Source organism: Mycobacterium sp. ZZG (genome assembly GCF_054786995.1).
In genome coordinates this window covers 1-523 of record NZ_JBTBFV010000209.1, presented here as the reverse complement: position 1 = coordinate 523, position 523 = coordinate 1, and the positions used below count along the sequence as shown (strand labels likewise).

Genomic DNA, 523 nt, shown 5'->3' with positions numbered 1-523 from the left:
ATCTGACTGTGGGTCAATCGGATACAGCAGGATCAGGCCGCATGTTCTCGCGACCGGATCCAGGTCGCGCGCATCCATGAGCGAGGCTTCACCCATTGTCCGGGCGACCTCCTGGGGCAAAAAGTCCACGGCTCGGTGGTCTTTCGACATCAGGGTCTTGATGTCTGCACGTTTGGTGCCGTCGTCTTTCAATTGCGAGCGAGTGATCCGCGGAAAATCCAGCCCTCCTAGCCGCACAATACCTTTGGCCGCACTCGGTTTACCCGACATGATGGCGAGACTCCAGCTGTCAAGCCGACCGTGGCGGCGTTGCTTCTCCACGTACTTGGTGATCAGTTCCGCGTCGAGGTCGGGCGAGTCCTCGTGCACGTTGTAGTCGGCGAGGAAGGCCAGCACGTCATCGGCGTCGACCCCGCGGAACAGAACGGCACCAGAGTCGAGTTGCACGGGGTCTATGCCCTTGGTTCGGGCTCGCGACACCAGGCCATCGGCGGCATCTTTGTTTTCCAACAACCATTCTGGG

1 pseudogene is annotated in these 523 nt (G+C 60.2%); it reads right to left on the bottom strand.

From position 1 onward, the window contains the following. Nucleotides 1-523: pseudogene (locus ACXMYJ_RS29390) on the bottom strand (hypothetical protein); the annotation flags it as partial.